We start from the raw sequence: 24,653 nt of genomic DNA, 5'->3' as shown, positions 1-24,653 counted from the left end.
CGCAGGCCGCCTGCCCCGGGTCGGACTCATGGGCACCGGCCCGTGGGCGCACCGCACCCACGCGCCCGCCCTCGCCGCGCACGCAGGCTCCGACTTCGCCGGCGTATGGGGCCGCCGGCCCGAGGCCGCCGCCGAGCTGGCGCACGAGTACGGGGTGAAGGTGTACGAAGACCCCGACGAGCTGTTCGCCGAATGTGACGCCGTGGCCTTCGCCCTGCCGCCCGACGTGCAGGCCCCCATGGCCGTCCGCGCCGCGGCCGCCGGATGCCACGTCCTCCTCGACAAGCCCGTCGCCACCACCGCCGAGGACGCCCGCGCACTCGCCGAAGCCGTCGCGCGCCACCGGGTCGCCTCCGTCGTCTTCCTCACCCTGCGCTTCGCCGAACCCACCGCCGGCTGGGTCGAGGAGCAGGCCGGACGCTCCGGCTGGTTCACGGCCGCGGCCCACTGGCTCGGCGCCGTCTTCCCGCCCGACGGAACGCCCAGCGCCTACGCCGACTCGCCCTGGCGCAAGGCCAAGGGCGGACTGTGGGACGTCGGCCCCCACGCACTCTCCGTCCTGATCCCGATCCTCGGCGACGTCACCGAGGTCAGCGCCACCCGAGGCCCCTCCGACGTCGTCCAGCTGGCGCTCCGGCACTCCTCGGGCGCGGCCAGCACCGCAGTGCTCAGCCTGGGCGCGCCGCGCGCCGCCGCCGGCGTGGGACTCGAACTGCGCGGCACCGAAGGCGTGCACGAACTGCCCGGCTGGAGCGACGTACCCGGTGCCTACGGCCGTGCGCTTGACGCCCTGCTCACCGCGGCCCGGACCGGAGTGCCGGACCCTCGCGGGGTGGAGTTCGGGGCCCGCCTGACGGAGATCCTGGCCGAGGCGGAGGCCCAGCTCCCTACTTGATCACCGCGTTCGCCACGATGATGGCCAGGCCGATGGTGGCGTCGGCCAGGCCGATCAGCAGGGCGGAGCCGAGCCGGTATCCCACGCGGAGCGCCACGAACGACCCCCAGCCGAACAGCAGGGCGGTGTTCAGCCCCAGCCCGACGGCGGTCACCCCGTACGAGTCCCAGCCGAAGAGCCCGGCGGCGACCAGCAGCAGGACCGTGGGCAGGGCGGCCACGATCAGCGGCCACTCGTTCCACAGCGCCAGGACCAGCATCCGCCACCGGTGCGCGGCGGAGTCCTGATGGTGGGAGGCCATGTGGTGCGAATACCCGTGCGCGAGCCCGGCCGTGGCGGCGGTCACGAACACCCAGCTGGCGTCGTAGTACGGGGTGAACTCGTCCCCCTTCTGGTCGAGCGCGGCCAGCAACGCACTCGCCAGAACGGTCCCGTACACCCCGCCGAACATCCAGTCGGCCCCCCGCCGGGAGGGTCGGGCCGGCCGGGCCTGGGGCTGCGACTGCTGCTCACTCACGACGCGTCCTTTGGTGCGATTCATCCTTTTTGGCTCTCCGGTCACCCTAGGGGGTGCGAGGTGGGGGTGAGATGAAGAGGGTGTGGGGCGGGGCGGGGCGGAGGTGGTGGGGCGGGGGCTTGAGGGGCGCGGGGTGGCTGGGGGATGGCGGGAGCCGAGCGCTCGGGAGTCAGGGATGTGTATGGGGGTTTCCCGTCAGTCTCATCGTCTCTCCGTGTCGGGCCGGTCCCTCAAGGGCGCTCCTCCTTCGTCGTCGCGTCGCTGCGCGATGGCCTGCGGCCACCCTTGACCGACCGTCCCGCCCCGGACATACGAAGACTGTCGGGAAGCCCCCAAAAGAACGAGCCGGTCCGAGCTTCCAAGGGCGGGGCGGCCGGAGAAGCCCTGCCCGGTCGGGGGAAGGCACGCCCCCGAGACGGGGCCCATCCGGACCAGGGCCCGGGTCGGGGGAAGCGCGTCCCATCGCTACGCGCTCCTCATCTCTCGGCGTCCGACGACCGTCTTGGGCTGGACATAGGCCGCCCACGGCCTCAGTTCCTCTGTCGAGATGCGTCCGGCGACCGTCTGCGGCCGGTCATAAGCCGCCCAAGAGGCCCCAGCACTCCTCATGGAGGGCGTCTGAGGGCTGTCCGGGGTGGAAAAGCGTCGGACAGCGGCCTTTCCGTCGTGGAGTCGGGTCAGCGAGAGCGGACCGCTCGGATCGCCGACCGTTTGCCCCAATTACCCCTGTTTGGGGGCGGGTTTGTGGTGTCACTTGTGCACTGACCCGGATCCACGACGGAATGGCAGGGGAATCAGCCGTCAATCCCTCTCAACGGCCCCGGACGGCCGTCGGACGCATCTCGTGAGACGAACCGAGGCCGTGGGCGGCCTATGTCCGGCCCCGGACGGTCGTCGGACGCTGAGAGATGAGGAGCGCGTAGCGATTTGATGCGCCCACCGACCCGGCCGGTGGTCTGGATGGGCCCCGTCTCGGGAAGGTGCCCTTTCGCGCCCGACCGGGCAGGGCTTCTCCGGCCGCCCCGCTCCTGCCTCTTGTCCCCCGGCCCGTTCCTTTGGGGGCTTCCCGACAGTCTTCGTATGTCCGGGGCGGGACGGTCGGTCAAGGGTGGCCGCAGGCCATCGCGCAGCGACGCGACCGTAGGGAGCGCCCTTGAGGGGCCGGCCCGACACGGAGAGACGATGGGACTGACGGGAAACCCCCATACACATCCCTGACTCCCGAGCGCTCGGCTCCCGCCGCCCCCGAAGCCCCCCGCCTCTCAGGCCCCCGCCCCGCCGTGCCCGCCCGTCACCCGCGCCAGTGCTGCCACCGCCCGGGTGAATGCCGCGTCCGGGGGTGCCGCGTAGCCGACCACCAGGCCCTCGCGGGGTGGGGTGCCGGCCGCCGGGTGGTGGTAGGACGAGAGGCCGTCCAGGGACAGGCCCGCGGCGTGGGCCGCCGCGAGAGCGGGGGCTTCCCGGCCCGGCGGGAGTTCCAGTACGGCATGCAGTCCGGCCGAGATGCCCGTCACCTTGACCTCCGGGGCGCGTGCCGCCAGTGCCGCGACCAGTTGGTCGCGGCGGGTCCGGTAACGCAGCCGCATCCGGCGGACGTGGCGGTCGTACGCCCCGCACTCGATGAAGTCGGCCAGCGCCAGCTGGTCCAGCGCGCTCGCCCAGGACTCCCGCATGCCCTTGGCGGCGAGGACCTGATCGCGGAGGTGGTCCGGGAGGACGAGCCAGCCCAGGCGGAGCGCGGGGGAGAGGCTCTTGCTCAGCGAGCCCGCGTACACCACGTGTTCGGGCGCCAGCCCCTGCAGTGCGCCGACCGGTTTGCGGTCGTAGCGGAACTCCCCGTCGTAGTCGTCCTCCACGATCACCGCATCGCCGGCGCGGGCCCATTCCACGGCAGCCGCGCGCCGCGCGGGCAGCAGGCGGGCGCCGGTCGGGAACTGGTGTGCCGGAGTGAGCAGCAACGTACGTGCGCGGGAGGGCAGTTCGTCCGTGCGGGCGCCGTCCTCGTCGATCGCGACCGGGTGCGGTCGTACCCCGGCGGCTTGGAGGATGCCGTGGTGGAAGGGGAGTCCGTACTCCTCGACCGCCCAGTCGCGGGGCCGGACGGACGCCAGGAGCCGCAGTCCGTTGGCGAAGCCGGAGCAGATCACGATGTTCTCGGGGGTGCAGTGCACGCCCCGCGCCCGGGACAGGTAGCCGGCCAGGGCCCGCCGCAGTTCGGGGCGGCCCTGCGGATCTCCGGGGCCGAAGGCCTCGGTGGGTGCCTCGGCCAGGGCCCGTCGGGCGCTGGCGGCCCAGGCGCTACGGGGGAAGGAGGCGGGGTCCGGTTTGCCCTGGAGGAGGTCGTGGCGCGGCCGTGCGGGCGCGGGTCCGGCCGCGGCGGCCGGTGCGTCCGCGGTGGCGGCTCCTTCGGCGACGCGGGTGCCGGAGCCCTGCCGGGCCGTGAACCAGCCCTCGGCGACGAGTTCGGCGTACGCGTCGGCGACGGCGTTGCGGGCCAGCCCGAGGTCGGCGGCCAGTGTCCGGTACGGCGGCAGCCGGGTCCCGCCGGCCAGCCGCCCGCTGCGTACGGCCTCGCGCAGGGCCTGGGCGAGGGCGGTCCGCCGGGCGCCTCCGGCGGGAAGTTCCAGGTGCAGGTCGGAGCCGCCCGGGTCGGGGGTGGTCATGGGCGCTCCGCGGTGAAGACGGTGTGGGCGGCGGTCAGGAAGCGGCGCACGGTCTCCCGTTCGGCGGGGTCGAAGGAGTCGAGCACTTGGAGCACCCCGTCGATGAGGGGGCCGAAGAACTCCCGGCCCAGGCGGATCGCCCCCGGCTCCACGCGCAGCAGGATCCGGCGGCGGTCATGGCCGTCGCGGATCCGTGCCACGTGGCCGAGCCGCTCGAGGCGGTCGATCACTGCGGTGGTGCCCGCGGAGTTGAGGCCGAGCCGGGCACCGAGCAGGCCGGCGGTGGCCGGCTCGTCCGCGCGGGCCGCGTCCAGCAGGCAGATGAGGGCGCGTACGTCGGTGGGGTGCATGCCGTTGCGGGCGGCGAAGTCGGCCTGGCGCAGGCCGAACTCGACGGTCACCGCCCTCAGTAGATGCACCAGTCGAAGGTTGTCGGGTTCCCGGTTCGCGGGTCCGGCCACGGGCTCCTCGCTCCTCAATTCCCCGCCCCCGGCTGCTCGTTGGTCCAGGCTGTCGTTGTCGTCCATCTCGTCCCCGCCTAAAATCTCTCGCTGAGCGAGATTAACGCCTGGCGAGACATTGGAGCCGGACATGCCCCGAACGTCTTCCTTCCGCGCCGCCTACGAGGAGGCGCTCGGCCGGTGGCCCGGGTCGGTCGAGGCCGTCGACCTGGCCACCCCGTACGGGGTCACCCGGGTCAACAGCTGCGGCCCGGCCGACGCCCCGCCGCTGGTGCTGCTGCCGGGCGGCGGGGCCACTTCCGTCGTGTGGGGGTCCTGCGTCGCCGCCGGGGCGGCCCGCGCCCACCGGGTGCACGCCGTGGACCTGGTAGGGGATCCGGGGCTCAGCGTCCCGGCGCCCGGGCGGGCGATCCGGACGGCCGAGGACCTGATCGGCTGGCTCGATGCAGTCCTCGACGCGGTCGTGGGCGGCGTCCTTGGCGAGGGCCGCGGCGGCGTCCTTGGCGAGGACCGCGGCGGGCCCGGTCCGCGCAGGTCCGTGACGCTCGCCGGGCACTCGTACGGGGCCTGGATCGCCGCCCACTACGCGGCCCGTCGCCCGGCCCGGCTCGGCCGGCTGGTGCTGCTCGACCCGACGCAGGTCTTCGCGGGGCTGCGCCCGGGGTACGCGGTGCGCGCGCTGCCCATTCTGGTACGGCCCACCCCGGAGCGGATCCGCTCCTTCCTCGCCTGGGAGACCCGTGGGGCCGCGCTCGACGCGGCCTGGCTGCGGCTGCAGGAGGAGAGCGCAGGCTTCCCCGCCGTCCGGCCGGTCACCGGGCCGCGCCCGGACCTGGCGGGACTCGCGGGCCCGCGGGTCGATGTCCTCTTCGCCGAACGCGCCCGCTGCCACGACTCCGCCCGGGCCGCCCGGGCCGCGCGTGCCGTGCTGCCGGGCGCGCGGGTCGACGTACTGCCCGGGGTCTCGCACCACGCGTTGCCGCTGACCGCGGCCGCGGAGATCGCGCAGCGGTTCGCGCCCTGAGGCCGTACGGGTCGTACGGGCCGCACCGGCCGGTCACAAGGGCTGGAGCCGCCTGCGCAGGAGGCAGAACTCGTTGCCTTCGGGGTCGGCCAGGACGTGCCAGCTCTCGTTGCCGCTCTGGCCGACGTCCGCGGGCCTGGCACCGAGGGCGAGCAGCCGCTCCAGTTCGGCGTCCTGGTCGCGGTCGGTGGCGTTGACGTCGATGTGCAGTCTGAGCTTCCCGGGCCGCGGGTCGCTGCTGGGGCCGAAGACGAGGGTGGGCTGCGGGCCGCCGAAACCGACGCCGGGCGGCCCGATCTCGATGCTTCCGTCGTCCTCCCGGCCGATCTCGACGTAGCCGAGGACCTGGCTCCAGAACGCGGCCAGCCGGCCGGGGTCGGCGGCGTCGATGACGAGCTCACTGATGCGGCATGCCATGCCCGCCAGTCTAGGGAGAACCTCTAGCTCTTGCGGGACAGGGCGTCGCGGACGGCCTCCTCGGAGCGGGCGACCACGGCCGTACCGTCCTCGGCGGTGATGATCGGGCGCTGGATGAGCTTCGGGTGGGCGGCCAGGTGGGCGATCCAGAGCCCGCGCGCCGCGTCCGTCTCCTCGCGCGGCAGGTCCCGTACGCCGGTCTCCTTCGCCAGCGGGTCCGAGGTGCGGGTGATGTCCCAGGGCTCCAGTCCGAGGCGGCCGAGCACCTCGTGGATCTCGTCCTCGGAGGGCACGTCCTCCAGGTAGCGGCGCACCGTGTAGTCGGCGCCCTCCGCGTCCAGCAGGGTCAGGGCGCTGCGGCACTTGGAACAGGCGGGATTGATCCAGATCTCCATGCCGCCAACCCTACCCAGGGCCGGTCTGGCCAGGGTCTTTTGTCAGTGGTCCCCGGTAAAATCGAGGGAGAACGACAGGAAGCCAACTACCGTTTGGGAGGCTGTAGATGGCCACTGCCACCACCATTCAGCACGTCAAGAAGAAGCCGCTGCCGGCGGGCCTGCCCCGCGAGTGGTACGAGAGCCACAACCGGCGGCTGAAGGCGATGCGGCTGGCGATATCCCTGCTCGACTCGGGGACGTACGACGCTCGGCGCGCGACCAACCGGAAGATCCGGACGATGGCTGTCCGGACGGGGATCCACCGGCCGTCGAACGTCACCTGCAAGATGGTGCGCGCGTTCATCACGGAGGCGTAGACGAAAGCGTAGGCCCGGGCGCAGTCGCCGTCGCGGCCGCAGTCGCCGTCGCGGCCGCAGCGGTGGTCGTCGCTGCGGCGCGTCACCGTGAGCCGGGGTCCCGACCGAGCGTGGTCGGGGCCCCGGGCGCGGCGCACGGCTGCATGGCGCACGGCTGCACCGCGCACGGCTGTCCGGTCCTCGCCTAAACGGCCGGTTCCGCGCCGTCCAGGGACAGCAGCAGCATGGCCACGTCGTCGTGCGGACCGCCGTTCGTGAAGGCCGCGAGGTCCCGCCAGACCGCCCCGATCAGGCCGTCCGGATCCCGCGCGAGTACGGGCACCCGGGCCGCCAGCGGGTAGAAGTGCCCCGTCGCGTCCCGGGCCTCCGTCACGCCGTCCGTGTGCAGCAGCAGCTGGTCCCCGGGGCGCACCGACAGCTCTTTCACCGCCGGTGGGCTGGAGCCCAAAAGACCCAGGCCGAGCGGAGGCCCCGGCTCCACGGTCACTTCCTCCACCACCGACCCGCGCACCCGCAGGGCGGGCGGATGCCCGCACGACACGATCCGTACGAGATCCAGCCCGGGCGGGAACTCCAGCAGCATCGCCGTCGCGAACAGCTCCGCAGGCTCGACCGAGGTGGCCGCCGCGTCCGCCACCAGCCGCCGGTCCAGCCGGGCCGCGACCGCGCCCAGTCCGACGTCGTCGATCACGGCCTCGCGGAAGGCGCCGAGCAGCGCCGCCACCGTGCCGACCGCCGCCAGGCCGTGCCCCTGCACGTCCCCGACCAGTGCCCGCACGCCGTAGGGCCCGGCCCGTACGTCGTAGAGGTCCCCGCCGACCAGGGTGCCCTGCTGCGCCGCCCGGTAGAGGCCGGAGCAGCGCACCGGACCCACCCGCTCCGGCACCGGCGGAAGGACCGCGAGCTGGGCCGCTTCCGCCACCGTACGCACGCTGACCAGCTGGGCGTCCCGGCGCTGCCGGACCCAGGCGATCACCACGCTCAGCACGCCGACGACGGCCACCGTGGCCAGGTCCGTCCCGCGGGCGTGGGCGACGCCGATTTCGTGCACCCCCAGAAGCAGGAGCACGATGGCGGCGAAGACCGCGGTGCCGGCCGCCCCGTACGCGAAGGCGGCCACCGGGGGCAGACCGGCCAGGAAGAACCCGAGCTCGACATCGCCAGGGGTGATCGCCTGGGCGAGGACCAGCACGACCAGGGCCACCGCGGGCGCGATCCGGGCCCAGCGCGGCGGCGGCTCGCCGCGCAGCCAGCCCGTCTCCTGACGTCGGCGTCTCACTACTCCACCCTGGTACGGGGGCGGGGCCCGCGCACCCCGGACCGGTCCGCCGGGTGGCCCCGTGGGCCCCGGCCCGTGACAGTGGGGGCGTGAGCGGAAGCGAGAGCGCGGGGAAACGGCCGCCCGGCCGGGCACACATCGAGGCGCACGGGGAGGGCGGCGGCACGCAGAGCGCGGAGATCAGCACGCGGCTCAACTGGCTGCGCGCGGGTGTGCTCGGCGCGAACGACGGGATCATCTCCACCGCGGGCCTGGTGGTCGGCATGGCCGGGGCCACCACCTCCCGCCCGGCCATCCTGGCGGCGGGCGTCGCCGGGCTGCTGGCGGGCTCGCTGTCGATGGCGGCGGGGGAGTACGTCTCCGTGAGCTCGCAGCGGGACTCCGAGCGGGCCGCCCTGGACATGGAGCGCCGGGAACTGGCCGAGGAGCCGGAGGCGGAGCTCGACGAGCTGACCGACCTGCTCGCGGAGCGGGGACTCAGCCGGGAGGTGGCGCGGGAGGCCGCCGAGCAGCTGACGGAGCGGGATGCGCTGCGGGCCCATGCCCGGGTGGAGCTCGGGATCAACCCCGACGAGCTGGCCAACCCCTGGCACGCGGCCTTCGCCAGCCTGATCGCCTTCACGGTGGGGGCGTTGCTGCCGCTGCTGGCGATCCTCCTGCCGGGGCCGTCGGCGCGGGTGCCGGTGACGGTGCTTGCGGTGCTGGCGGCGCTGACGCTGTGCGGGGTGATCAGCGCGCGGCTGGGCGGGGCGCCGCTGCCGAGGGCGGTCGCCCGCAACGTCCTGGGCGGCGCCCTGGCCATGGCCGTGACCTACGCGGTCGGCACCTGGCTCGGCACGACCGCCTGAACCGGGCTCCGCCCCGGACCCCGCGCCTCCATCGCCGGCGGGGCTGGTTTTCCAGCCCCGCCGGCGATGGAGGCGCGGGGTCCGGGGCGCCGTGGGGTGACGCCCGCCGGGGCACGCGCGTCCGGCGAAGGACAACGACGCACCCCCGAATCCCGCCGAGCCCGCGCAGCGACCCGGCAGGATGGGGGGATGCGGATTGCTGTCACCGGGGCGACCGGGCTCATCGGAAGTGCACTCGTGCGGTCCCTTCGGGCGGACGCGCACGAGGTCGTGCGGTTCGTGCGGCGGGAGCCCGCCGCAGCCGACGAGGCGCGGTGGGACCCCGCGCGCGGGTACGTGGATCCCGCCGGGCTGGCCGGCTGCGGGGCCGTCGTGCACCTGGCCGGGGCCGGGGTCGGGGACCACCGGTGGACGGCCGCGTACAAGCGGGAGATCCGCGACAGCCGGGTGCTCGGCACGGCCGCGCTCGCGACCGCCCTCGCCGCCCTCGACGAGCCGCCCACCGTCCTGGTCAGCGGTTCGGCCGTCGGCTACTACGGCGACACCGGCGACCGGGCCGTGGACGAGAGCGCCCCGGCCGGGCGCGGGTTCCTGCCCTCGGTCTGCGTGGAGTGGGAGGCGGCCGCCGCCCCGGCCCGGGCGGCCGGGATCCGGACCGCGTTCGCCCGTACCGGCCTGGTCGTCGCCGGGGAGGGCGGGGCCTGGGGGCGGATGTTCCCCCTCTTCCGCGCGGGACTCGGCGGCCGGCTCGGCAACGGCCGCCAGTACTGGTCGTACATCTCCCTCCGGGACGAGATCGCGGCCCTGCGGCACATCATCGACACCCCCGGCCTGGCCGGCCCGGTCAACCTCACCGCCCCGGAGCCGCTGACCAACCGCCAGGTCACCGAGGCCATGGCGCGGGTGCTGCACCGGCCGGCCGTGCTGCCCGTACCGGCCGTGGCCCTGCGCGTCGCGCTCGGGGAGTTCTCCGAGGACGTGCTGGGCAGTCAGCGGGCCCGGCCCGTCCGGCTGCTGGAGTCCGGCTTCGTCTTCACGGACCCGGGCATCGAGCAGGCGATCCGCGCCGCGCTCTGAGCTCCGTGCCACGCTCCGGGATGCGTGCCGCACTCCGAGATCCGCGCCGCGCTCTGAGCTGTGTGTGCGACCGCCGTGCGACCGTTTGTGACCCGTATGCGACCGCTGTGCGACCGGAGTTGACCGCAATACCACACCGAACTCGGGTTCCCCTTTGACCGGTTGGGGGAAGGAGGATCCCCACACAGCCGCGCCGACCTCGGGGAGGGGCACGTGCTCAGCAGCGCACACCATGCCGCACACCATGCGGACGTCGTCATCGTAGGAGCCGGAGTCTCAGGACTCGCGGCAGCGCAGCACCTGATCGCCGCCGGAGTCACGGTCACCGTCCTCGAAGCCGCGGACGACCCCGGCGGGCGGATGGCCACCGAGTCCGCCGACGGGTTCCGGCTCGACCGGATCGGCCAACTGCTCAACACCACGTACACGGAGCTCGAACGCACCCCGGGCCTGCGGGCCCTGACCCTGCGCCCCTTCACACCGGGCGTCCTCGTCCACACCGACGGGAAACAGCTCCGGGTCGGGGTCCTCACCCCGGCCCGGGCCCTGGCCAGCCGCTCCCTCGACCAGGCCCGGATCAGCGCCGCCCTCGGCCGGTTCGCCACCCTGTCCGAGGAGAAGCTCCTCGCCCGTCCCGAACGCACCGCGCACGCCGCCCTGCGCTCCCGCGCTCTGCCGGCACGCACCCTGAACGGGGTGCTCCGCCCCCTGCTCGCCACCCTGCTGCGCGACCCGGAGCTCACCACCTCCAGCCGGGTCGCCGACCTCGCCCTGCGCACCTTCGCCCGTGGCCGGCTCGCCGTGCCCGAGGGCGGCGCGGCGGTCCTGCCGGACCTGCTCGCCGCCGCCCTGCCGCCCGGCACCGTACGAACCGGAGTGCGGGTCCGGTCGGTGGCGACCAACCTGGTCACCACCGAGGAGCACGGCGACTTCCGCTGCCGGTCCGTCCTCCTGGCCACCGGGGCCCGCGCCGCCGCCGAACTCCTGCCCGGCCTGCGCGTGCCCGCCTTCCACGAGGTCACCGTCCTGCACCACGCCACCACCACACCCCTGCCCAGGGACGGCTCGCTGCTCGTGGACGGCGACCCCAACTGGCCCGTCTCCCACACAGCCGTGATGAGTGCGGTCGACCCGACCCGGGCCCCCGCCGGCCGGAGCCTGGTCACCACTACCGTGCTCGGCCCGCCGCCGCCCGCGCGCACGGTCGCCGCGCGGCTCGCCCGGCTCTACGACACCCCCACCCGCGAGTGGGAGCTGCTGGCCGTCCACCACACCCCGGAGGCGGTCCCCGCGATGCCCCCGCCGTACGACCTGCGGCGTCCGGTACGGGTGCTGGCCGGGCTGTACGTGTGCGGTGACCACCGCGACACCAACACCGTCCAGGGAGCCCTGCACTCGGCCCGCCGGGCGGCCGGCGCCGTTCTGCGCGACTTCGGCATCCCGCTCCCGGTCGCCCCGGAGCCCGCACTCCCGGTGGCGGCCTGAGAACCACTCGACGACGCCGGCGGGGCCGTGATGCGGCCCCGCCGGCGTTCGGGGTTCGGGGACCGGGCAGCGGACCCGCCGGTTCACGACAGGGCGGCCACCCGGTCCCGGTAGGTCCGCACGGCCGAGGCGTCCCGGTACGGCTCCAGCCGCCGCTCGAAGTCCCGTACGTACTCCACCGCGCGCACCGACCGCATCTCCATCGCCTGCTGCGCCGCCTCCGCGCCCAGCGCGCACGCCTGGTCCAGCTCGCCCAGCCCCAGCCGGGCCGTGGCCAGCACCACCCGGCAGAACAGCCGGGACCGCGCGTACCCCGGCGACCTCAGCTGCAGGGACCGCTCCGCGTGCTGTGCCGAGGCCCGGTACTGCTGGAGGTCCCGGTGGCAGTGCCCGAACTCGTCCGCCAGCTGCGCCTCGTCGAAGAACCGGGCCCAGTGCGGTACGTCGTCCCCCGGCCGGGCCGCGCCCAGCGCCCGCTCGGCCCGCACCAGGGACGCGGTCGACGCGCGGACCTCGCCGAGGACCGCGTGCCCGCGCGCCTCCGCCGAGTGGAGCAGCGCCTGCACCACCGGCGGCGGGCCGGAGCCCATGCCCTGCTGGGCCACCCGGGCCAGCTGCACGGCCTCGCGCCCGTGGCCGAGGTAGACCGCCTGGCGGCTCATGGTGACCAGCACGTACGAGCCGTAGGGGCGGTCCGCGGCCGCCTGCGCGAGCCGCAGGGCCTGCACGAAGTACCGCTGGGCGAGCCCGTGCGCGGCGATGTCGTACGAGGTCCAGCCCGCGAGCCGGGTCAGATCGGCGGCGGCCGAGAACAGCCGCCGCCCCGTGGTCTCCCCGTAGGTCCCGCGGAGCATCGGCTCGGCCTCGTGCTCCAGGTAGCGCACCAGGGCCTGGCGGGCGTGCCCGCCGCCGTAGGCCTGGTCCAGGGTCCGGAACAGCTCGCTCACCGATCTCAGCGCGGCGATGTCCCCGCTCGTCACGCGCTGCCCGGGGCCGCGGTCGATCTGCCGCTGCCGGGGCACCGAGGCCCGCCCCTGCAGCGGGACGCGGGCCGCGGCGGGCTCGGCGCCGCGGCCGACCCGTTCGTCGGCCCGCCCGATCAGCCAGTCCCGGCTCGGCACCACCAGCCCGGCCGGGGTGAAGGCGATCTTCCGGAGCTCGGCGTGGGAGCCGGAGTCCTTGCGCCACAGTCCGCTCGCGATGTCGACGGCCTCCTCGGGGGTGGCCGCGAACTCCAGCCCGGCGTACACGGGCGCGCAGGCGTCCAGGCCCAGGTCCTGGGCGGACAGCCGCCGTCCGAGGCGGCGGGTGAAGACCTCGGCGATCAGCGCGGGGGTGGTTCCGCGGGGCTGCTGCCCGCGCAGCCACCGCGTGACCGAGGTCTTGTCGTACCGCAGATCGAGACCGTGCTCCAGGCCGAGCTGGTCGACGCGGCGGGCGAGCCCGGCGTTGGAGAACCCGGCTTCCGCGATCAGCGCCGCGAGCTGCCGGTTGGGGACGCGCTGGGCAGGTCGTTCCGTCATCGGCTCCACGGTTTCCTGACGTGACGGACCGGAGTCCCGGCCCTGTGAACGGCGTGAATGTAGCGGCGAACTTCGCCGATGCCGCCCTCTCTGCCCCACATTCATCCGATCGTGTGCAGAATGCGTAGGGCCCTTTACGGACCGGCCCCCTCCGCCCGCGTACGCTGCGGCCCATGACCCCTCGGCCCCACGGGGCGCACCTCCCCGAGGAGCGAACCGAATCCACCGCACCCCTGCCCCCGCCCGAACTGACCGAGGCGGAGTGCCGCCGCTGCGGCACCTACATCGCGGGGCTCGACGGCCGGTACGCGTGCGGGGTGTGCGGCTGGGTGAACGACCACTCGGAGGGCCACCGGCGGCTGCCGCGCGCCGACGAGGACCCGGACCGGCCGCCCAAGGGACGGCGCCGGCCGAAGCAGCTGCCGTGGCCGCTCGTGGAGCCTGCGCCGGGGCCCTGAAGGGGCCGGCACGGGTCGCCGTACTCTTGCTCAGTGAGGTACGTGCACACAGCAGGTTCAATGAGGAGGCGCTGCGGTGGCTGAGCTGGGGTTTGTCCATCTGGGCTTCGGCCCGGATTCCGTCGAGTACACCGTGGCCTGGGAAGAACAGCGCAGGGTGCACGCGGCCCGCTTCGCGGACGAGATCGAGGACACCTGCCTGCTGCTGGAACACCTGCCGGTCTACACGGCGGGCCGGCGCACCGACCCCAGCGAGCGCCCGCTCGACGGAACCCCCGTCGTGGACGTGGACCGCGGCGGCAAGATCACCTGGCACGGCCCGGGCCAGCTGGTCGGCTACCCGATCATGAAGCTGCCCCGCCCGGTGGACGTGGTCGCGCACGTCCGCCGCCTGGAGGACGCCCTGATCCGCACCGCCGCCGAGTTCGGCCTGGAGACCACCCGGGTCGAGGGCCGCTCCGGGGTGTGGGTGCTCGGGGACCCGGTCGAGGAGCGTCCCAGGCTCGGCGGGCTGTCGCTGGAGTTCGACCCGCGGCTGCACGACGAGGAGTTCGACGCCCGTCTGAACGGCCCCGAGTACGCTCCGTCCAACGCCGGCCAGCGTCGCGAGGACCGCAAGCTCGCCGCCATCGGCATCCGGGTCGCCAAGGGCGTCACGATGCACGGCTTCGCGATCAACGTGAACCCGGACAGCACCTGGTTCGACCGGATCATCCCCTGCGGGATCCGGGACGCCGGTGTGACCTCGCTCTCGTACGAACTGGGCCGCGAGATCACCATCGCCGAGGTCCTGCCGGTCGCCGAACGGCACCTGAAGGACGTACTGGAGCACGCGGAGCTGCGGCCCCGCGAAATAGAGCCTGCCGTGGGCGCCTAGCCCTCGGGAATGCACTCGGCCGTCCATAGGTTGGCCGACGTAAGAGCGTATGAAATTACGGGCGTACCCTGGTGGGCGCCGAACAATCGAAGTCACAGGGAGCCGGTCGTGTCCGCAGTCGCACCCGACGGACGCAAGATGCTGCGCCTGGAGGTCCGTAACGCCCAGACGCCCATCGAGCGCAAGCCCGAGTGGATCAAGACCCGGGCGAAGATGGGTCCCGAGTACACCAAGATGCAGGCCCTGGTGAAGGGCGAAGGACTGCACACGGTGTGCCAGGAAGCCGGTTGTCCGAACATCTACGAATGCTGGGAGGACCGCGAGGCCACCTTCCTCATCGGTGGTGACCAGTGCACCCGGCGCTGTGACTTCTGCCAGATCGACACGGGCAAGCCCGAGGCGCTGGACCGTGACGAGCCGCGGCGCGTCGGCGAGTCCGTGGTCACGATGGACCTGAACTACGCCACCATCACGGGCGTCGCGCGCGACGACCTGGCCGACGGCGGTGCCTGGCTGTACGCGGAGACCGTGCGCCAGATCCACCAGCAGACGGCGGGCCGTGAGGCCGGCCACACCAAGGTCGAGCTGCTGGCCCCCGACTTCAACGCGGTGCCGGAGCTGCTGGAGGAGGTCTTCGCCTCCCGCCCCGAGGTCTTCGCGCACAACGTCGAGACGGTGCCGCGGATCTTCAAGCGGATCCGCCCCGGCTTCCGCTACGAGCGCTCGCTCGAGGTGATCACCAAGGCCCGTGCCTACGGCCTGGTGACCAAGTCGAACCTGATCCTCGGCATGGGCGAGGAGCGCGAGGAGGTCTCGCAGGCCCTGAAGGACCTGCACGAGGCCGGCTGCGAGCTCATCACCATCACCCAGTACCTGCGCCCCTCGCCGCGGCACCACCCCGTCGAGCGCTGGGTGAAGCCGGCCGAGTTCGTGGAGCTGGCGAAGGAGGCCGAGGAGATCGGCTACTCCGGCGTGATGTCCGGCCCGCTGGTCCGGTCTTCGTATCGTGCGGGTCGCCTCTACCAGCAGGCGATGGAGAAGCGCAGCCGAGTCTGAGTGCAGGTTGAGGGTCCGCCCGAGGTACGAGGGCGGGCACTCGGCCGGAGCGGTGACGAGGCGGAGCCCGACCGCAGGCACGAAGAAGCGCGCGAGCGTCTGATCGCCCGACCGCCCGCGTGATCGTCCCTGCGGCGAACGTGTGAAGTCGAGCACAAAACGTTACTACCGAGTAACACCGCGCCGACGCGGCCCCTAGGCTCTTCCCGAGGAAGAGTCCGGCGGGCCGCGTCAGTGTTTGCAACGTGTACATCACATTTGACCGACCGGTCATGCCCTGGTAACACCAGTCAGTGACGATTGGTCCACGCACCGCACACACCGCTCGCATCACACAGAGGGCGAGCATCGTGAAAGGGATCGACATCATGCAGGCCGCGCCCGTACGCGCCATTGCCATCCCGACCTTCTCCGACGCCTTCCGGGGCATCGAGTCCCTGTTGATGAGCGGGGCCCGTCGCAACGCCTGGACGGCGGTCCTGGAGGACCGCAAGAGGGCCAAGGACCGGGTCGAAACCGAACACGTACTTGAGGCCGCGGCTACCCGAACCCCGCAGGCCACGTAAACTTCGCTGTATGGCGAGGAAGTCAAACGCAGAGACTGCTGCGAACCCCGGGCGACTGAAGCAGATCGCCCTGACGTACAAGATGACGCGCAAGGCGGACCCGAAGGTCGGTCTGATCGTCGCGGGCGTGGGAATCATCACCTTCGGTGTCTTTCTTGCGATCGGCTTCCTGATCGACCACGAGATCTACCTGGGCGCCCTGGGCTTCCTGGTGGCTTTCCTCGCGATGGCGATCGTCTTCGGGCGACGGGCCGAGCGGGCTGCCTTCGGGCAGATGGAGGGACAGCCGGGAGCGGCCGCGGCCGTACTGGACAACGTGGGACGGGGCTGGACGACCACCCCGGCCGTCGCGATGACCCGACAGCAGGACATCGTCCACCGGGCCGTCGGCAAGGCCGGCGTCGTGCTGATCGCCGAGGGCAACCCGAACCGCGTGAAGCCGCTGCTCGCGAACGAGAAGAAGAAGCTGGCCCGGATCATGCCGGACGTGCCGGTGCACGACTTCATCGTGGGCACGGGCGAGGGCGAGGTGCCGCTCAAGAAGGTGCGCACCACCCTGCTCAAGCTGCCGCGCGTGCTGGCCGGCCCGCAGATCACCCAGGTCAACGACAAGCTGCGCGCCATGGGTGACCTCATGAGCAACATGCCGCTGCCGAAGGGCCCCATGCCGAAGGGCATGAAGATGCCGCGCGGCGGAAAGATGCGCTGACCCGGTCACCTGATTTTCGTATACGACACAGGGGTGCCCCCCGAGCCCGCAGGCTCGGGGGGCACCCCTGTGTCGTACGCGTTCTGCCGGAGTCCGGATGCGGTTCCTAGATGCGGACCTGGACGGCGCGGGCGAGCCGGTCGTGCAGGCCGCGGCCGTCGCGGTCCCAGATCAGCGCCGGGATGACCAGGGCGAGCAGCAGCGTGCGCAGGACCACGCGGAGGATGCCGAGGCGGCCGCCGGACTCCGAAATCACCCGGAGGCCCAGGATCCGCTTGCCGGGGGTGAAGCCCACGGTGCCGACCGTCAGGATCGTGAGAACCAGGAAGAGCCCGAGGGTCCAGTCGCCCGTCGCGGCCAGGTTGCCGCCGGTGATCAGCCCGTAGGCAATCAGCTGGCAGCCGATCCAGTCGATTGCGACGGCTCCGAGCCGACGCCCGAACCGTGCCACCGAGCCGGGCCCCTGCTGCGGCAGGCCGAGCCGCTGGCCCGGATAGCCGAAGTCGACGCCCATCTCCTCGGCGGCCGCGCGGGGGCCGGAGAGCCAGGATCCGATTGCCTGTCTGTTGTCCACCCGAACACGGTACCCGTGGCGTCGCACGGCCCTGTGCCGGGACCCTGGTTAACTTGTGCGAAACAAATGGGTCATGCTTGGGAAATCCCGTCTGCTTATGGTCGGGTCAGCGTGCGGCACCGCACTGACGCACCACGAGCTAAAAAAACCCGTCCCTGCCCCGGGGCCGGGAGTAGGAGGAGTTGGATGTTCCAGAACGCCGACGAAGTGAAGCAGTACATCGAGGAGAACGACGTCAAGTTCGTTGACGTCCGCTTCTGCGACCTGCCTGGTGTGATGCAGCACTTCACCATCCCGGGGCGCGCGTTCGACCCGAACGAGGAGCTCGCCTTCGACGGCTCCTCGATCCGCGGCTTCCAGGCGATCCACGAGTCCGACATGGCGCTGCGTGCCGACATCAGCACCGCGCGTCTGGACCCGTTCCGCAAGGACAAGACGCTCAACATCAACTTCTTCATCCACGACCCGATCACGGGCGAGGCCTACAGCCGCGACCCGCGCAACATCGCGAAGAAGGCCGAGGCGTACCTCGCCTCCACCGGCATCGCCGACACCGCGTACTTCGGCCCCGAGGCCGAGTTCTACGTGTTCGACAGCGTGCGCTTCGCGACCACCGCGAACGAGAGCTTCTACCACATCGACTCCGAGGCCGGAGCGTGGAACACCGGCTCCGAGGAGAACAACCGTGGTTACAAGGTCCGCTACAAGGGTGGTTACTTCCCCGTAGCCCCGGTCGACCACTTCGCCGACCTGCGCGCCGAGATCTCCCTCGAGCTGGACGCCCAGGGCCTCCAGGTCGAGCGTCAGCACCACGAGGTCGGCACCGGTGGCCAGGCCGAGATCAACTACAAGTTCAACACGCTGCTCGCCGCGGCCGACGACCTGATGCTCTTCAAGTACATCGTGAAGAACGTCGCCTGGCGCAACGGCAAGACCGCGACCTTCATGCCGAAGCCGATCTTCGGTGACAACGGCTCGGGCATGCACGTGCACCAGTCGCTGTGGGCGAACGGCGACCCGCTGTTCTACGACGAGGCCGGCTACGCGGGCCTGTCGGACACCGCGCGCTACTACATCGGCGGCATCCTCAAGCACGCCCCGTCGCTGCTGGCGTTCACCAACCCGACGGTGAACTCCTACCACCGCCTGGTTCCGGGCTTCGAGGCGCCGGTCAACATGGTGTACTCGCAGCGCAACCGCTCCGCCGCGATGCGCATCCCGATCACGGGCTCGAACCCGAAGGCCAAGCGCGTCGAGTTCCGCGCCCCGGACCCGTCGTCCAACCCGTACCTCGCCTTCGCGGCGCTGCTGCTCGCGGGCCTCGACGGCGTGAAGAACAAGATCGAGCCGATGGAGCCGATCGACAAGGACCTCTACGAGCTCTCGCCCGACGAGCACGCGAGCGTCCCGCAGGTCCCGACCAGCCTCGAGGACGTCCTCAAGGCCCTGGAGGAGGACCACGAGTACCTCCTGGCCGGCGGTGTCTTCACCCCCGACCTGATCGAGACCTGGATCGACTACAAGCGCACGCACGAGATCGCCCCGATCGCGCAGCGTCCGCACCCGCACGAGTTCGAGCTGTACTTCGACCTCTAAAAATGCCTGATGGGAGGCCCCCCGCCACTCTCTTCGGAGAGCGGCGGGGGGCCTTTCCGCTTTGACAGGGCCGCATGGGCGAGTGAGGGTGGAAATGACCTAAAAAGCTCATAAGCGAGACATGTGCGGAGGTGCATGAGAATGCGCCGTAAGATCGTTGCGGCAGCCATGGCGGGCGCCGCGGGAATCGCGATAGGTCTGCTGCCCGTCGCCAGCGCCTCGGCTTCGGTCGTCACCGGCAGTGGTGGCGGCGGAGGGAACGGCGGCTACGACTGCTGGCGCTACCCCTCGAACCGCTCCGACGCCCGGTGGGACGCCTGCTGCAACCATGACTGGCGCAACCGGCCCAGCTGGTGCTGGGACCAGGGCGGCGTCGGCGGATACAACGACAACTGGCGCGACAACCACAACTGGCGCGACTGGTCGAACTGGAACGACTCCGGCCGTGGTGGCAACGGTGACTGGCGCAACCACGACGACTGGGGCAACGGCCGTGGCGGCAATGGCAACGGTGACTGGGGCAACGGTCGCGGTGGCAACGGCGACTGGGGCAACGGCCGTGGCGGTAACGGCGGCGACGGCGGCGGCAACTGGGGTGGCGGCGGCGGTCGCGGTGGCGACGGCGGCGGCAGCTGGGGTGGCGGCGGCGGTCGCGGTGGCGACGGCGGCAACGGCAGCTGGGGTGGCGGCGGCGGTGGAGGGGGTGGCGGAGGCGGCGGAGGCGGCTGGGGTGGTCGCTGAGCCCCACCGGGACGCCTAGGGCCCACGGGTCCGATCCCGTACCCCGAACCGATCGATGCGATGCCCCTGCTCCTCCGGGCCTACCGGAGGAGCAGGGGCATCGCTCCTGTGAGGTCGCGCAGGCAGCGGACCGCGAGTTCCGCGGGAGAGCCCGGACCGGAGACCGGGGCGTCCGTCGTCGACCACAGCTCCAGCGTGACGCGGATCGCGTCCGTGGCCGCCGCGGCGAGCAGACGTACTTCCAGCGGGTCGGCCTCCGGGCCCACCAGCCGGGTGATCACCGGGACCAGATGCTCCTCGGAGTCCTGGTTCACGCGGTACCAGACCGCGCGCAGGGCCTGGTCGTCCACCGCCGCGCGCAGCAGCCCGCGGGTCACCTCCAAGCCCTCCTCGACCGCCTGCTGTCCGCTCAGCGACCGGGTCACCGCGCGCTCCAGCGCCTCGGCCAGCGGGGTCCCGGGGTGCTCCTCGGCGAGCAGGGCGCGCCACGCGTCGCCGCCGCCCGCCAGCAGCGGGGCCACCGCCTCCTGCTTGTTGCGGAAGTAGCGGTAGAAGGTGCGCAGTGCCACCCCGGCGCGGTGGGCGATGTCCTCGGCGGTGGTGCCGTCCGGGCCGTGTTCGGCGAACAGCTCGCAGGCCGCGCGGGCGATGTCGAGCTGGGTGGCGGCCTTGCGGCGCTCGGTCAGCGACTGGGTTCCGGGGCCGGCCTGGGGAGCGTACGGACGTGGGGATCTCACGAGTGAAGCGTACCCTCCGCGAACCTCGACAATTACATCCTTTGTCGCCATGGCAAAACGTGACATGGCTTCGGTACGCTCGCGCCATGAACCGTTACGAAGGACGTCGCGTCCTCATCACCGGCGGTGGCTCCGGCATCGGACAGGCCACCGTTCACCGCATCCTCGCCGAGGGCGGCCGGGTCCACACCGTGGACGTCAGCGAGGCCGGCCTGAAGGCCACCGCCGACCGCGCCGCCGCCGACGGGCACGCGGCCCGGCTCACCACCGCGCTCCTCGACATATCCGACGAGAACGCCGTCAAGGAGGGCGTGGCCACCGCGGTCGCTGCCCTCGGCGGGATCGACGTACTGGTCAACGCCGCCGGCATCCTGCGCTCGGCGCACACCCACCGGACCACGCTCGACCTCTGGAACCAGGTCATCGGGGTCAACCTGACCGGCACCTTCCTGATGATCCGCGAGGCCCTGCCGGCGCTGCTCGCGGGCGACCGGCCGGCCGTCGTGAACTTCAGCTCCACCTCGGCGTCCTTCGCCCACCCCTACATGTCCGCCTACGCGGCCAGCAAGGGCGGCATCCAGTCCATGACCCACGCGCTGGCCGCCGAGTACAGCAAGCAGGGCCTGCGCTTCGTCAGCGTCGCACCCGGCTCCATCGAAAGCGGCATGACCACCGGCAACGGCCCCGGCCTGCCGGAGGACACCGACTGGTCGCTCTTCACCAAGCTCGCCCCGGCCCTCGGCCAGGGCTTCGCCGGCCCGCAGACGGTCGCCGGCGTCGTCGCCATGCTGGGCTCCGAGGACGGGGCCTTCATCACCGGCACGGAGATCCGCATCGACGGCGGCACGCACTACTGAGCAGCCTGTCCAGGCTGCTCAGGCTCAGGCTCAGGCTCAGGCTCAGGCTCAGGCCTCAACTTCAAATCTGCTCAGGCTGCTCAGGCTGCTCACGTGATGTGATCAAGCACGGAACCGGTCCCACAGCCGGGGGTAGCGCTCCGCGAGCACGGCTTCGTTCTCGAAGTCCAGCGGGGCGCCCTCCGGCTCCGCCGCCTGCAGCGGGATCCCCAGGTCCGGCGCCACCGCCCCGGTCAGCTGCTCGTACGCCTCGTCCGCCGCGTACCCCAGCTCCTCGCCGTCCCCGTCGATCTCCTCGTCGAACTCGCCCAGGAGTTCCGCCAGCTGGTCCGGATCGTGCACCCCGCCCTCGAACACCTCCCGCCCCTGCCCGATGAGCCAGCAGCGGAAGTAGTCGAAGGCGTCGTCGCTCGCCCCGTCGAGCAGCACCCAAGAGGCCCCCCACAGGTCCCAGGTGTACGCCCGGTTGTACCGGGACTCGAAGTGCCGGGCGAAGTCCAGGACGGAGTCCGGGTCGAGCTGTGCGAGCCGTTCCACGAGCAGCTCGGCGTGTTCCTCGGGGTCGCCGTCGGCGGCCTCGCGGGTACGGTCGATGATCTCCCAGAACTCCGTCTCGTCCATCACCGCTCCAGCATCACGGGTTCACCCCGGCGCCGCCACCGCGCATACGGCCAAAGGCCGGTGTCCGACCCCCTCGACGGGGGTGGGCACCGGCCTTCACCGTGCTGTGCGCGGGCGCGGGACCTTACAGGCCGTAGCGCTCCCGGGCCTCCTTGACGGAGGACGCGGGTACCTCGCCGCGGCGGGCGAGCTGGGCCAGCGCGGCCACCACGATCGACTGGGGGTCGACACCGAAGTGGCGGCGGGCGCCCTCACGGGTGTCGGACAGGCCGAAGCCGTCCGTACCGAGCGAGGTGTAGTCCTGCTCCACCCACTGGCTGATCTGGTCCGGGACCTGGCGCATCCAGTCGGACACCGCGAGGACGGGGCCGGCGGCACCCTCCAGCGCGCGGGTGACGAACGGGGTGCGCACCTCGCCGCGCAGCAGCGCCTCGTCGCACTCCAGCGCGTCGCGCCGCAGCTCGCCCCAGGAGGTGGCGGACCAGACGTCGGCGGCCACGTTCCACTCGGCTGCCAGCAGCTTCTGGGCCTCCAGGATCCAGTGGATCGCCGTGCCCGAGGCCATCAGCTGGACCTTGGGGGCGTCGGCGGCCGGGGCCGCCTCCGCCAGGTCCGCCGCCGTGTTGAAGCGGTAGAGGCCCTTGAGGATGCCCTCTTCCACGCCCTCCGGCATGGCGGGCTGCACCTTCGGCTCGTTGTAGACCGTCAGGTAGTAGAAGACGTCTTCCGGCGTCTCGCCGTACATCCGGCGCAGACCGTCCTTGACGATCACCGCGATCTCGTACGCGAAGGCCGGGTCGTAGTTGAGCGACGCCGGGTTCGTGGACGCGATCAGGTGCGAGTGGCCGTCCGCGTGCTGCAGGCCCTCACCGGTCAGGGTCGTACGACCGGCGGTGGCGCCGACGATGAAGCCCTTGCCGAGCTGGTCGGCGAGCTGCCACATCTGGTCGGCGGTGCGCTGCCAGCCGAACATCGAGTAGAAGATGTAGAACGGGATCATCGGCTCGCCGTGCGTCGCGTACGACGTGCAGGCGGCGATGAAGTCGGCCATGGCGCCGGCCTCGGTGATCCCCTCGTTGAGGATCTGGCCGTCCTTGGCTTCCTTGTAGTACATGAGCTGGTCGCGGTCGACCGGTTCGTACGTCTGGCCCAGCGGCGAGTAGATGCCGGCCGACGGGAAGAGGGACTCCATACCGAAGGTACGGGCCTCGTCGGGGACGATCGGCACCCAGCGCTTGCCGGTCTCCTTGTCCCGCATCAGGTCCTTGACGAGCCGGACGAAGGCCATGGTGGTGGCCATCTCCTGCTTGCCGGAACCCTTGAGCAGCGGGGCGAAGGAACGGTCCGCGGGGGCGGGCAGGGCCACGTGCTTGACCTTGCGGGCCGGGGCGGGGCCGCCGAGCGCCGCGCGGCGCTCGTTCAGGTACTGGACCTCGGGGCTGTTCGCGCCCGGGTGGCCGTACGGGACCTGGCCGTCGGCGAAGGCGCTGTCCGGGATCGGGAGGCCAAGGAGGTCACGCATGTCCTTGAACTCGTCGATCGTCAGCTTCTTCATCTGGTGGTTCGCGTTCTTCGACTCGAACCCGGCACCCAGCGTGTAGCCCTTGACGGTCTGCGCGAGGATGACCGTCGGCGCACCCTTGTGCTCCAGGGCGGCCTTGTACGCGGCGTAGACCTTGCGGGGCTCGTGGCCGCCGCGGGAGCTGTGGAAGCACTCGGCGATCTTCGCGTCGGTGAGCACGCCGGCCAGCTGCACCAGGTCGGCGTTGGCGCCGAAGAAGTGCTGGCGGATGTAGGCCACGTCGCGGGTCGCGTACGTCTGGAACTGCGCGTCCGGTACCTCGCGCAGGCGGCGTACGAGGGCGCCCGTGGTGTCGAGCTGGAACAGCTCGTCCCAGGCGGAGCCCCACAGCGACTTGATGACGTTCCAGCCGGCGCCGCGGAACTGGGCCTCCAGCTCCTGGACCACGCGGAAGTTGGCGCGGACCGGACCGTCGAGGCGCTGCAGGTTGCAGTTGATGACGAAGGTCAGGTTGTCGAGCTGCTCGCGGGAGGCGAGGGCCAGGGCGGCGGTCGACTCGGGCTCGTCCATCTCGCCGTCGCCCAGGAAGGCCCAGACGTGCGAGTTGGCGGTGTCCTTGATGCTGCGGTTCTGCAGGTAGCGGTTGAAACGCGCCTGGTAGATCGCGGACAGCGGGCCGAGGCCCATGGACACCGTCGGGAACTCCCACAGCCACGGCAGGCGCCGGGGGTGCGGGTAGGACGGCAGGCCGTTGCCGCCGGACTCCTGGCGGAAGTTGTCGAGCTGCTGCTCGGAGACCCGGCCGTCGAGGAAGGCGCGGGCGTAGATGCCGGGGGAGGCGTGGCCCTGGATGTAGAGCTGGTCGCCCGATCCGTCGGCCTCCTTCCCGCGGAAGAAGTGCTGGAAGCCGGTCTCGTAGAGCCACGCGGCGGAGGCGAAGGTGGCGATGTGGCCGCCGACGCCGTACTTGGAACCGCGGGTCACCATGGCGGCCGCGTTCCAGCGGTTCCACGCGGTGATCCTGGCTTCCATCGCCTCGTCACCGGGGAACTCGGGCTCCGCGGCGGTCGGGATGGTGTTGACGTAGTCCGTCTCCAGCAGCTTGGGCAGGGCGAGGCCGGCGGCCTCGGCGTGCTGGAGCGTGCGGCGGAGCAGGTATTCGGCGCGGCGCGTACCGGCGGCCTGTGCGACGGCGTCGAGGGAGGCCGCCCATTCGGCGGTCTCCTCGGTGTCGCGATCCGGGAGCTGGTCGAGCTCGCTCGGAAGCTTTCCTACGGGGTCGGACATTGCTGTGCGCCGCCTTCCGGACAAAGGAGAGGTGGTGAAAAAATCCCTGACGGGCAGGACAGGGTCGGTGGACCTGGTTGAGGTCCGCGACGACTGTAAATCGCTGATC

Annotated in this window: 25 protein-coding genes; 14 read left to right on the top strand and 11 right to left on the bottom strand. The window is 72.1% G+C overall.

Annotation, left to right across the window (positions count from 1 at the left end; all coding sequences use genetic code 11):
- Positions 1–28 precede the first annotated feature (28 nt).
- On the top strand, positions 29–895 hold the full coding sequence (locus OG444_RS12080) for a Gfo/Idh/MocA family protein (RefSeq protein ID WP_327266753.1): 867 nt from the start codon (positions 29–31) through the stop codon (positions 893–895).
- On the opposite strand, the gene OG444_RS12075 is transcribed toward OG444_RS12080, so the two are convergent.
- The 3 genes from OG444_RS12075 to OG444_RS12065 form a co-directional block, all read right to left on the bottom strand.
- Positions 888–1,412: a hypothetical protein gene (locus OG444_RS12075; protein ID WP_327262163.1), complete on the bottom strand. Its 525-nt coding sequence runs from the start codon at positions 1,410–1,412 to the stop codon at positions 888–890. The genes OG444_RS12080 and OG444_RS12075 overlap by 8 nt on opposite strands.
- A 1,262-nt stretch (positions 1,413–2,674) precedes the next feature.
- Positions 2,675–4,075, bottom strand: a complete 1,401-nt coding sequence (gene pdxR, locus OG444_RS12070; protein ID WP_327262162.1) for a MocR-like pyridoxine biosynthesis transcription factor PdxR — start codon at positions 4,073–4,075, stop codon at positions 2,675–2,677.
- Positions 4,072–4,494, bottom strand: coding sequence for a MarR family winged helix-turn-helix transcriptional regulator (locus OG444_RS12065; protein ID WP_442810503.1), 423 nt, complete (start codon positions 4,492–4,494; stop codon positions 4,072–4,074). Before OG444_RS12065 ends, pdxR begins: the two co-directional genes overlap by 4 nt.
- A 172-nt stretch (positions 4,495–4,666) precedes the next feature.
- On the opposite strand from OG444_RS12065, the gene OG444_RS12060 reads away from it, so the two are divergent.
- Positions 4,667–5,560, top strand: coding sequence for an alpha/beta fold hydrolase (locus tag OG444_RS12060; protein WP_327262160.1), 894 nt, complete (start codon positions 4,667–4,669; stop codon positions 5,558–5,560).
- Between the two features lie 33 nt (positions 5,561–5,593).
- Here OG444_RS12060 and OG444_RS12055 read toward each other — a convergent pair whose 3' ends face one another.
- Positions 5,594–5,977, bottom strand: a complete 384-nt coding sequence (locus OG444_RS12055) for a VOC family protein (protein ID WP_327262159.1) — start codon at positions 5,975–5,977, stop codon at positions 5,594–5,596.
- A gap of 23 nt (positions 5,978–6,000) precedes the next feature.
- A complete protein-coding gene (locus tag OG444_RS12050) occupies positions 6,001–6,372 on the bottom strand; it encodes an ArsC/Spx/MgsR family protein (RefSeq protein ID WP_327262158.1) in 372 nt (123 codons plus the stop codon).
- Positions 6,373–6,479: 107 nt separating this feature from the next.
- On the opposite strand from OG444_RS12050, the gene OG444_RS12045 reads away from it, so the two are divergent.
- On the top strand, positions 6,480–6,731 hold the full coding sequence (locus tag OG444_RS12045) for a hypothetical protein (protein ID WP_327262157.1): 252 nt from the start codon (positions 6,480–6,482) through the stop codon (positions 6,729–6,731).
- Positions 6,732–6,915: 184 nt separating this feature from the next.
- On the opposite strand, the gene OG444_RS12040 is transcribed toward OG444_RS12045, so the two are convergent.
- A complete protein-coding gene (locus OG444_RS12040) occupies positions 6,916–8,010 on the bottom strand; it encodes a PP2C family protein-serine/threonine phosphatase (RefSeq protein WP_327262156.1) in 1,095 nt (364 codons plus the stop codon).
- 89 nt (positions 8,011–8,099) lie between these two features.
- On the opposite strand from OG444_RS12040, the gene OG444_RS12035 reads away from it, so the two are divergent.
- The 3 genes from OG444_RS12035 (at position 8,100) to OG444_RS12025 (ending at position 11,420) form a co-directional block, all read left to right on the top strand.
- Positions 8,100–8,858: a VIT1/CCC1 transporter family protein gene (locus OG444_RS12035; protein WP_442810502.1), complete on the top strand. Its 759-nt coding sequence runs from the start codon at positions 8,100–8,102 to the stop codon at positions 8,856–8,858.
- A 189-nt stretch (positions 8,859–9,047) separates the two neighbouring features.
- A complete protein-coding gene (locus OG444_RS12030; protein WP_327262155.1) occupies positions 9,048–9,935 on the top strand; it encodes a TIGR01777 family oxidoreductase in 888 nt (295 codons plus the stop codon).
- 213 nt (positions 9,936–10,148) lie between these two features.
- Positions 10,149–11,420 (top strand): NAD(P)/FAD-dependent oxidoreductase, encoded by a 1,272-nt coding sequence (locus tag OG444_RS12025; protein WP_327262154.1) that lies wholly within the window; start codon positions 10,149–10,151, stop codon positions 11,418–11,420.
- A gap of 83 nt (positions 11,421–11,503) precedes the next feature.
- On the opposite strand, the gene OG444_RS12020 is transcribed toward OG444_RS12025, so the two are convergent.
- A complete protein-coding gene (locus tag OG444_RS12020) occupies positions 11,504–12,943 on the bottom strand; it encodes a regulator (protein ID WP_327262153.1) in 1,440 nt (479 codons plus the stop codon).
- 173 nt (positions 12,944–13,116) lie between these two features.
- Between OG444_RS12020 and OG444_RS12015 the strand changes: the two genes are divergently transcribed.
- The 5 genes from OG444_RS12015 (at position 13,117) to OG444_RS11995 (ending at position 16,609) form a co-directional block, all read left to right on the top strand.
- A complete protein-coding gene (locus OG444_RS12015) occupies positions 13,117–13,401 on the top strand; it encodes a hypothetical protein (RefSeq protein WP_327262152.1) in 285 nt (94 codons plus the stop codon).
- 76 nt (positions 13,402–13,477) lie between these two features.
- On the top strand, positions 13,478–14,278 hold the full coding sequence (gene lipB / locus OG444_RS12010) for a lipoyl(octanoyl) transferase LipB (RefSeq protein ID WP_327262151.1): 801 nt from the start codon (positions 13,478–13,480) through the stop codon (positions 14,276–14,278).
- 108 nt (positions 14,279–14,386) lie between these two features.
- Entirely contained in the window at positions 14,387–15,334 is a 948-nt protein-coding gene (lipA, locus tag OG444_RS12005) for a lipoyl synthase (RefSeq protein ID WP_079404752.1), read from the top strand.
- Between the two features lie 368 nt (positions 15,335–15,702).
- Positions 15,703–15,900, top strand: a complete 198-nt coding sequence (locus OG444_RS12000) for an SCO2195 family GlnR-regulated protein (protein WP_030389055.1) — start codon at positions 15,703–15,705, stop codon at positions 15,898–15,900.
- A gap of 10 nt (positions 15,901–15,910) precedes the next feature.
- Positions 15,911–16,609, top strand: a complete 699-nt coding sequence (locus tag OG444_RS11995; protein ID WP_327262150.1) for a DUF4191 domain-containing protein — start codon at positions 15,911–15,913, stop codon at positions 16,607–16,609.
- Positions 16,610–16,715: 106 nt separating this feature from the next.
- Here OG444_RS11995 and OG444_RS11990 read toward each other — a convergent pair whose 3' ends face one another.
- Entirely contained in the window at positions 16,716–17,183 is a 468-nt protein-coding gene (locus OG444_RS11990; RefSeq protein ID WP_327262149.1) for an RDD family protein, read from the bottom strand.
- 186 nt (positions 17,184–17,369) lie between these two features.
- On the opposite strand from OG444_RS11990, the gene glnA reads away from it, so the two are divergent.
- On the top strand, positions 17,370–18,779 hold the full coding sequence (gene glnA, locus OG444_RS11985; RefSeq protein WP_031148608.1) for a type I glutamate--ammonia ligase: 1,410 nt from the start codon (positions 17,370–17,372) through the stop codon (positions 18,777–18,779).
- 141 nt (positions 18,780–18,920) lie between these two features.
- Positions 18,921–19,520, top strand: a complete 600-nt coding sequence (locus tag OG444_RS11980) for a hypothetical protein (RefSeq protein ID WP_327262148.1) — start codon at positions 18,921–18,923, stop codon at positions 19,518–19,520.
- Positions 19,521–19,600: 80 nt separating this feature from the next.
- Here the strand turns inward: OG444_RS11980 and OG444_RS11975 are convergent, their stop codons facing one another.
- Complete coding sequence (locus OG444_RS11975) at positions 19,601–20,257, bottom strand: TetR/AcrR family transcriptional regulator (RefSeq protein ID WP_327262147.1); 657 nt, start codon at positions 20,255–20,257, stop codon at positions 19,601–19,603.
- Between the two features lie 86 nt (positions 20,258–20,343).
- On the opposite strand from OG444_RS11975, the gene OG444_RS11970 reads away from it, so the two are divergent.
- A complete protein-coding gene (locus tag OG444_RS11970) occupies positions 20,344–21,114 on the top strand; it encodes an SDR family NAD(P)-dependent oxidoreductase (RefSeq protein ID WP_327262146.1) in 771 nt (256 codons plus the stop codon).
- 102 nt (positions 21,115–21,216) lie between these two features.
- On the opposite strand, the gene OG444_RS11965 is transcribed toward OG444_RS11970, so the two are convergent.
- Together OG444_RS11965 and aceE are read right to left on the bottom strand one after the other, a co-directional pair.
- Complete coding sequence (locus OG444_RS11965) at positions 21,217–21,735, bottom strand: DUF4240 domain-containing protein (protein WP_327262145.1); 519 nt, start codon at positions 21,733–21,735, stop codon at positions 21,217–21,219.
- Positions 21,736–21,859: 124 nt separating this feature from the next.
- Entirely contained in the window at positions 21,860–24,544 is a 2,685-nt protein-coding gene (gene aceE / locus OG444_RS11960) for a pyruvate dehydrogenase (acetyl-transferring), homodimeric type (RefSeq protein ID WP_327262144.1), read from the bottom strand.
- Between the last annotated feature and the right edge of the window lie 109 nt (positions 24,545–24,653).

The organism is Streptomyces sp. NBC_01232, from assembly GCF_035989885.1.
Taxonomy (GTDB): domain Bacteria; phylum Actinomycetota; class Actinomycetes; order Streptomycetales; family Streptomycetaceae; genus Streptomyces.
This window is presented reverse-complemented; position numbering and strand designations above follow the sequence as displayed.

Coding starts and splice junctions, on each gene's coding strand:
- OG444_RS12080 (WP_327266753.1), top strand. CDS start 29: ATGGGCACCGGCCCGTGGGCGCACCGCACCCACGCGCCCGCCCTCGCC.
- pdxR (WP_327262162.1), bottom strand. CDS start 4,075: ATGACCACCCCCGACCCGGGCGGCTCCGACCTGCACCTGGAACTTCCC.
- OG444_RS12060 (WP_327262160.1), top strand. CDS start 4,667: ATGCCCCGAACGTCTTCCTTCCGCGCCGCCTACGAGGAGGCGCTCGGC.
- OG444_RS12055 (WP_327262159.1), bottom strand. CDS start 5,977: ATGGCATGCCGCATCAGTGAGCTCGTCATCGACGCCGCCGACCCCGGC.
- OG444_RS12050 (WP_327262158.1), bottom strand. CDS start 6,372: ATGGAGATCTGGATCAATCCCGCCTGTTCCAAGTGCCGCAGCGCCCTG.
- OG444_RS12045 (WP_327262157.1), top strand. CDS start 6,480: ATGGCCACTGCCACCACCATTCAGCACGTCAAGAAGAAGCCGCTGCCG.
- OG444_RS12030 (WP_327262155.1), top strand. CDS start 9,048: ATGCGGATTGCTGTCACCGGGGCGACCGGGCTCATCGGAAGTGCACTC.
- OG444_RS12020 (WP_327262153.1), bottom strand. CDS start 12,943: ATGACGGAACGACCTGCCCAGCGCGTCCCCAACCGGCAGCTCGCGGCG.
- OG444_RS12015 (WP_327262152.1), top strand. CDS start 13,117: ATGACCCCTCGGCCCCACGGGGCGCACCTCCCCGAGGAGCGAACCGAA.
- OG444_RS12000 (WP_030389055.1), top strand. CDS start 15,703: ATGCAGGCCGCGCCCGTACGCGCCATTGCCATCCCGACCTTCTCCGAC.
- OG444_RS11995 (WP_327262150.1), top strand. CDS start 15,911: ATGGCGAGGAAGTCAAACGCAGAGACTGCTGCGAACCCCGGGCGACTG.
- glnA (WP_031148608.1), top strand. CDS start 17,370: ATGTTCCAGAACGCCGACGAAGTGAAGCAGTACATCGAGGAGAACGAC.
- OG444_RS11980 (WP_327262148.1), top strand. CDS start 18,921: ATGCGCCGTAAGATCGTTGCGGCAGCCATGGCGGGCGCCGCGGGAATC.
- OG444_RS11970 (WP_327262146.1), top strand. CDS start 20,344: ATGAACCGTTACGAAGGACGTCGCGTCCTCATCACCGGCGGTGGCTCC.
- OG444_RS11965 (WP_327262145.1), bottom strand. CDS start 21,735: ATGGACGAGACGGAGTTCTGGGAGATCATCGACCGTACCCGCGAGGCC.
- aceE (WP_327262144.1), bottom strand. CDS start 24,544: ATGTCCGACCCCGTAGGAAAGCTTCCGAGCGAGCTCGACCAGCTCCCG.